The following is a 6,944-nucleotide window of genomic DNA, read 5'->3' as shown; positions in this document are numbered from 1 at the left end:
TCTACGCATTTCACCGCTACACCTGAAATTCTACCCCCTCTACAGTACTCTAGTGAATCAGTTTCAAATGACCTTCCGAGGTTGAGCCCCGGGCTTTCACATCTGACTTAATCCACCACCTGCATGCGCTTTACGCCCAGTAATTCCGATTAACGCTCGCACCCTCCGTATTACCGCGGCTGCTGGCACGGAGTTAGCCGGTGCTTCTTCTGCAGCTAACGTCAAATGATGCAGTTATTAACTACACCATCTTCCTCACTGCTGAAAGTGCTTTACAACCCGAAGGCCTTCTTCACACACGCGGCATGGCTGCATCAGGGTTTCCCCCATTGTGCAATATTCCCCACTGCTGCCTCCCGTAGGAGTCTGGACCGTGTCTCAGTTCCAGTGTGGCTGATCATCCTCTCAGACCAGCTAGGGATCGTCGCCTTGGTGAGCCATTACCTCACCAACTAGCTAATCCCACCTAGGCGTATCCAATAGCGCAAGGCCCGAAGGTCCCCTGCTTTGCTCCGAAGAGAGTATGCGGTATTAGCCATCGTTTCCAATGGTTATCCCCCTCTACTGGGCAACTTCCTAGGCATTACTCACCCGTCCGCCGCTCGTCAGCAAAGAAAGCAAGCTTTCTTTCTGTTACCGCTCGACTTGCATGTGTTAGGCCTGCCGCCAGCGTTCAATCTGAGCCATGATCAAACTCTTCAATTTAAGATTTTGTCGGCTCAATGAATACTGAACATTACATAAAGTAATGTTTGAATTGACTGTGCTGAGCCTTTCGACTCGTTGGTCACTTCGTTTCATTGAAACCTAATTTGATACCGCTTTCCGTTAAGAAAGAAACATCTAATTTGATTATCATCAACGAGTGCCCACACAGATTGATAGGTTTATATTGTTAAAGAGCTTTGCTTTCAGTGCGTTAGCACTTAGGCAGGACGCGTATAATACGCTTTCTGCTTTGAAAGTCAACATAAAACTCTAAGCTTTTTTAAAGTTTTATGGTGACTTGCTTATTTCATAAGCAAGTGCAGAAATAAAGCCCGGCGATGACCTACTCTCACATGGGGAAGCCCCACACTACCATCGGCGCAGTTGCGTTTCACTTCTGAGTTCGGCATGGAATCAGGTGGGTCCACAACGCTATGGTCGCCAAGCAAATTCTTCATCATAAAGTCATACGACTCTATGATTTAATTCGGAAAGCTGTTTTCGTTCTATTTACACATTCAATGTTCTAGTTTGAGTCCCACAAAAACCCTTTTGGTGTTGTATGGTTAAGCCTCACGGGCAATTAGTACAGGTTAGCTCAACGCCTCACAACGCTTACACACCCTGCCTATCAAACGTTCTAGTCTCGAACAACCCTTAAGGACACATAAAGTGTCAGGGAAGACTCATCTCAGGGCTCGCTTCCCGCTTAGATGCTTTCAGCGGTTATCGATTCCGAACTTAGCTACCGGGCAATGCCATTGGCATGACAACCCGAACACCAGAGGTTCGTCCACTCCGGTCCTCTCGTACTAGGAGCAGCCCCCTTCAATCTTCCAACGCCCACGGCAGATAGGGACCGAACTGTCTCACGACGTTCTAAACCCAGCTCGCGTACCACTTTAAATGGCGAACAGCCATACCCTTGGGACCGACTTCAGCCCCAGGATGTGATGAGCCGACATCGAGGTGCCAAACACCGCCGTCGATATGAACTCTTGGGCGGTATCAGCCTGTTATCCCCGGAGTACCTTTTATCCGTTGAGCGATGGCCCTTCCATTCAGAACCACCGGATCACTATGACCTGCTTTCGCACCTGCTCGAATTGTCATTCTCGCAGTCAAGCGGGCTTATGCCATTGCACTAACCTCACGATGTCCAACCGTGATTAGCCCACCTTCGTGCTCCTCCGTTACTCTTTGGGAGGAGACCGCCCCAGTCAAACTACCCACCAGGCACTGTCCTCACCCCAGATAATGGGGCCAAGTTAGAACATCAACACTACAAGGGTGGTATTTCAAGGACGGCTCCACCACATCTAGCGACGCGGTTTCAAAGCCTCCCACCTATCCTACACATGTAGGGTCAATGTTCAGTGCCAAGCTGTAGTAAAGGTTCACGGGGTCTTTCCGTCTAGCCGCGGGTACACTGCATCTTCACAGCGATTTCAATTTCACTGAGTCTCGGGTGGAGACAGCGTGGCCATCATTACGCCATTCGTGCAGGTCGGAACTTACCCGACAAGGAATTTCGCTACCTTAGGACCGTTATAGTTACGGCCGCCGTTTACCGGGGCTTCGATCAAGAGCTTCGACCGAAGTCTAACCCCATCAATTAACCTTCCGGCACCGGGCAGGCGTCACACCGTATACGTCATCTTACGATTTAGCACAGTGCTGTGTTTTTAATAAACAGTTGCAGCCACCTGGTATCTGCGACTCCCAATAGCTCCATCCGCGAGGGACTTCACCGTCGAGAGCGTACCTTCTCCCGAAGTTACGGTACCATTTTGCCTAGTTCCTTCACCCGAGTTCTCTCAAGCGCCTTGGTATTCTCTACCCGACCACCTGTGTCGGTTTGGGGTACGATTCCTTACAATCTGAAGCTTAGAGGCTTTTCCTGGAAGCATGGCATCAATGACTTCACTACCGTAGTAGCTCGACATCGTGTCTCAGCCTTAAAGAGAGCCGGATTTACCTAACTCTCAAGCCTACGCACTTGAACCTGGACGACCGTCGCCAGGCCCACCTAGCCTTCTCCGTCCCCCCATCGCAATTGTAAGAAGTACGGGAATATTAACCCGTTTCCCATCGACTACGCCTTTCGGCCTCGCCTTAGGGGTCGACTTACCCTGCCCCGATTAACGTTGGACAGGAACCCTTGGTCTTCCGGCGAGGAGGTTTTTCACCCCCTTTATCGTTACTCATGTCAGCATTCGCACTTCTGATACCTCCAGCAGACCTTACAGTCCACCTTCAACGGCTTACAGAACGCTCCCCTACCCAATACAATAAATTGCATTGCCGCAGCTTCGGTTTATTACTTAGCCCCGTTACATCTTCCGCGCAGGCCGACTCGACTAGTGAGCTATTACGCTTTCTTTAAATGATGGCTGCTTCTAAGCCAACATCCTAGCTGTCTAAGCCTTCCCACATCGTTTCCCACTTAGTAATAATTTGGGACCTTAGCTGGCGGTCTGGGTTGTTTCCCTCTCCACGACGGACGTTAGCACCCGCCGTGTGTCTCCCGGATAGTACTTACTGGTATTCGGAGTTTGCAAAGGGTTGGTAAGTCGGGATGACCCCCTAGCCTTAACAGTGCTCTACCCCCAGTAGTATTCGTCCGAGGCGCTACCTAAATAGCTTTCGGGGAGAACCAGCTATCTCCAGGTTTGATTGGCCTTTCACCCCTAGCCACAAGTCATCCGCTAATTTTTCAACATTAGTCGGTTCGGTCCTCCAGTTGATGTTACTCAACCTTCAACCTGCCCATGGCTAGATCACCTGGTTTCGGGTCTATATCCAGAGACTGAGCGCCCAGTTAAGACTCGGTTTCCCTACGGCTCCCCTAAACGGTTAACCTTGCCACTGAATATAAGTCGCTGACCCATTATACAAAAGGTACGCAGTCACACCACGAAGGTGCTCCTACTGCTTGTACGTACACGGTTTCAGGTTCTATTTCACTCCCCTCACAGGGGTTCTTTTCGCCTTTCCCTCACGGTACTGGTTCACTATCGGTCAGTCAGGAGTATTTAGCCTTGGAGGATGGTCCCCCCATGTTCAGACAGGATATCACGTGTCCCGCCTTACTCGATTTCACTTATGCTGCGCTGTCGGTTACGGGGCTATCACCCTGTATCGCGTGCCTTTCCAGACACTTCACCTGACGCAATAAAAGCTTAAGGGCTAACCCAATTTCGCTCGCCGCTACTTTCGGGATCTCGGTTGATTTCTTTTCCTCGGGGTACTTAGATGTTTCAGTTCCCCCGGTTCGCCTCATTAACCTATGTATTCAGTTAATGATACATGCTTATGCATGTGGGTTTCCCCATTCGGAAATCGTAGACTCAAGTGGCTTTTACTGCCTTATCTACGCTTATCGCAAGTTAATACGTCCTTCATCGCCTCTGACTGCCAAGGCATCCACCGTGTACGCTTAGTTACTTAACCATACAACCCAAAAGAGTTTTGTATGGTCAACACTAAAGGTGTCTCAATTTATTTAAACATGATTGAGACTGATAATTGCCGGACTCAAATATGAATAACTCGTAAGTTATTCCCAAGAACACTTGAATGTGTGTTGGTACCTAAATCAATACAGATTTAGGATTTGAGAACTTTTAATGAATAACATGAATCACATGTTATTCGTCAGCTTTCCAAATTGTTAAAGAGCAAGATGCATAAAACATCATTCAAATATTCTCATAAGAAAACATTCTGATGATGCAGTTTTTCTTCATGGATATGGAGAAAAGTGGTGGGCGATACCGGGCTCGAACCAGTGACCCCCTGCTTGTAAGGCAGGTGCTCTCCCAACTGAGCTAATCGCCCACATTCGTTTTTTCGTTCTTGTGGTAGAACGTTTCAAGATGGTGGAGCTAAGCAGGATCGAACTGCTGACCTCCTGCGTGCAAGGCAGGCGCTCTCCCAGCTGAGCTATAGCCCCATTTATTCGTTTCCACTTTAAAAAGTAGATTCAAATTCTTGAAATGGTGGGTCGTGCAGGATTCGAACCTGCGACCAATTGATTAAAAGTCAACTGCTCTACCAACTGAGCTAACGACCCAATGGTATCCCGTAGGGGAGTCGAACCCCTGTTACCGCCGTGAAAGGGCGGTGTCCTAGGCCTCTAGACGAACGGGACACTGGATTGAATGTTTGGGAACATTCAACATCTCTTTAATCTTTATAAACCATCAATCTGTGTGAACACTCATCGCAATAATCTTTCGTATAAGGAGGTGATCCAGCCCCAGGTTCCCCTAGGGCTACCTTGTTACGACTTCACCCCAGTCATGAACCACAAAGTGGTGAGCGTCCTCCCGAAGGTTAAACTACCCACTTCTTTTGCAGCCCACTCCCATGGTGTGACGGGCGGTGTGTACAAGGCCCGGGAACGTATTCACCGTAGCATTCTGATCTACGATTACTAGCGATTCCGACTTCATGGAGTCGAGTTGCAGACTCCAATCCGGACTACGACGCACTTTTTGGGATTCGCTCACCATCGCTGGTTGGCCGCCCTCTGTATGCGCCATTGTAGCACGTGTGTAGCCCTACTCGTAAGGGCCATGATGACTTGACGTCGTCCCCACCTTCCTCCGGTTTATCACCGGCAGTCTCCCTGGAGTTCCCGACATTACTCGCTGGCAAACAAGGATAAGGGTTGCGCTCGTTGCGGGACTTAACCCAACATTTCACAACACGAGCTGACGACAGCCATGCAGCACCTGTCTCAGAGTTCCCGAAGGCACCAAAGCATCTCTGCTAAGTTCTCTGGATGTCAAGAGTAGGTAAGGTTCTTCGCGTTGCATCGAATTAAACCACATGCTCCACCGCTTGTGCGGGCCCCCGTCAATTCATTTGAGTTTTAATCTTGCGACCGTACTCCCCAGGCGGTCTACTTAACGCGTTAGCTCCGAAAGCCACAGTTCAAGACCGCAACCTCCAAGTAGACATCGTTTACGGCGTGGACTACCAGGGTATCTAATCCTGTTTGCTCCCCACGCTTTCGCATCTGAGTGTCAGTATCTGTCCAGGGGGCCGCCTTCGCCACTGGTATTCCTTCAGATCTCTACGCATTTCACCGCTACACCTGAAATTCTACCCCCCTCTACAGTACTCTAGTGAATCAGTTTCAAATGACCTTCCGAGGTTGAGCCCCGGGCTTTCACATCTGACTTAATCCACCACCTGCATGCGCTTTACGCCCAGTAATTCCGATTAACGCTCGCACCCTCCGTATTACCGCGGCTGCTGGCACGGAGTTAGCCGGTGCTTCTTCTGCAGCTAACGTCAAGCAATGCAGTTATTAACTACACTACCTTCCTCACTGCTGAAAGTGCTTTACAACCCGAAGGCCTTCTTCACACACGCGGCATGGCTGCATCAGGGTTTCCCCCATTGTGCAATATTCCCCACTGCTGCCTCCCGTAGGAGTCTGGACCGTGTCTCAGTTCCAGTGTGGCTGATCATCCTCTCAGACCAGCTAGGGATCGTCGCCTTGGTGAGCCATTACTTCACCAACTAGCTAATCCCACCTAGGCGTATCCAATAGCGCAAGGCCCGAAGGTCCCCTGCTTTGCTCCAAAGAGAATATGCGGTATTAGCCATCGTTTCCAATGGTTATCCCCCTCTACTGGGCAACTTCCTAGGCATTACTCACCCGTCCGCCGCTCGTCAGCAAAGAAAGCAAGCTTTCTTTCTGTTACCGCTCGACTTGCATGTGTTAGGCCTGCCGCCAGCGTTCAATCTGAGCCATGATCAAACTCTTCAATTTAAGATTTTGTCGGCTCAATGAATACTGAACATTACATAAGTAATGTTTGAATTGACTGTGCCAAGTCCGAAGACTTGAATTGGTCACTCAGTTCATTGAAACCTAATTTGATACCGAAGTATCTAATTTGATTATCATCAACGAGTGCCCACACAGATTGATAGGTTTATATTGTTAAAGAGCAATGCTTTGAAGTTCATCTCAAAGCGGACGGCCATTCTAGCGATTTAAGTTTTAGTGTCAACCACTTTTTTCAAAACTTTTTTAAGCACTTGGCTTAGCTAGTAGACCTTGCTAACTCGTTGATTGCTTTGTTTGAAGCCATCCCGTGTCAGCGAGGTGGCATTATAGAGATCCCCTTCTCATTGGCAAGCATTATTTTAAAAAAAATTAAGAAATAACGACTAGTTGGCGCATTTTCATTCAAAGGCTTATTTATTCAAATTTA

Annotated in this window: 4 tRNA genes and 4 rRNA genes; all 8 read right to left on the bottom strand. The window is 48.8% G+C overall.

Features of this window, described 5'->3' with window-relative positions:
* Positions 1-705, bottom strand: a 16S ribosomal RNA gene (locus tag L7A31_RS21240); the annotation flags it as partial.
* 333 nt (positions 706-1,038) lie between these two features.
* Positions 1,039-1,154: ribosomal RNA gene (rrf, locus tag L7A31_RS21235) — 5S ribosomal RNA — on the bottom strand.
* A gap of 116 nt (positions 1,155-1,270) precedes the next feature.
* Positions 1,271-4,161: ribosomal RNA gene (locus L7A31_RS21230) — 23S ribosomal RNA — on the bottom strand.
* 311 nt (positions 4,162-4,472) lie between these two features.
* Positions 4,473-4,548, bottom strand: a tRNA-Val gene (locus L7A31_RS21225).
* Between the two features lie 39 nt (positions 4,549-4,587).
* A tRNA-Ala gene (locus tag L7A31_RS21220) sits at positions 4,588-4,663 on the bottom strand.
* Between the two features lie 44 nt (positions 4,664-4,707).
* Positions 4,708-4,783: transfer RNA gene (locus L7A31_RS21215), tRNA-Lys, on the bottom strand.
* 2 nt (positions 4,784-4,785) lie between these two features.
* Positions 4,786-4,861, bottom strand: a tRNA-Glu gene (locus L7A31_RS21210).
* A gap of 90 nt (positions 4,862-4,951) precedes the next feature.
* A 16S ribosomal RNA gene (locus tag L7A31_RS21205) occupies positions 4,952-6,496 on the bottom strand.
* Positions 6,497-6,944 lie beyond the last annotated feature (448 nt).

Source organism: Vibrio marisflavi CECT 7928, from assembly GCF_921294215.1.
In the GTDB taxonomy this organism is placed as follows: Bacteria; Pseudomonadota; Gammaproteobacteria; order Enterobacterales; family Vibrionaceae; genus Vibrio; species Vibrio marisflavi.
The sequence above is the reverse complement of the archived record's forward strand: the minus strand, read 5'-3'. Positions and strand labels throughout refer to the sequence as shown.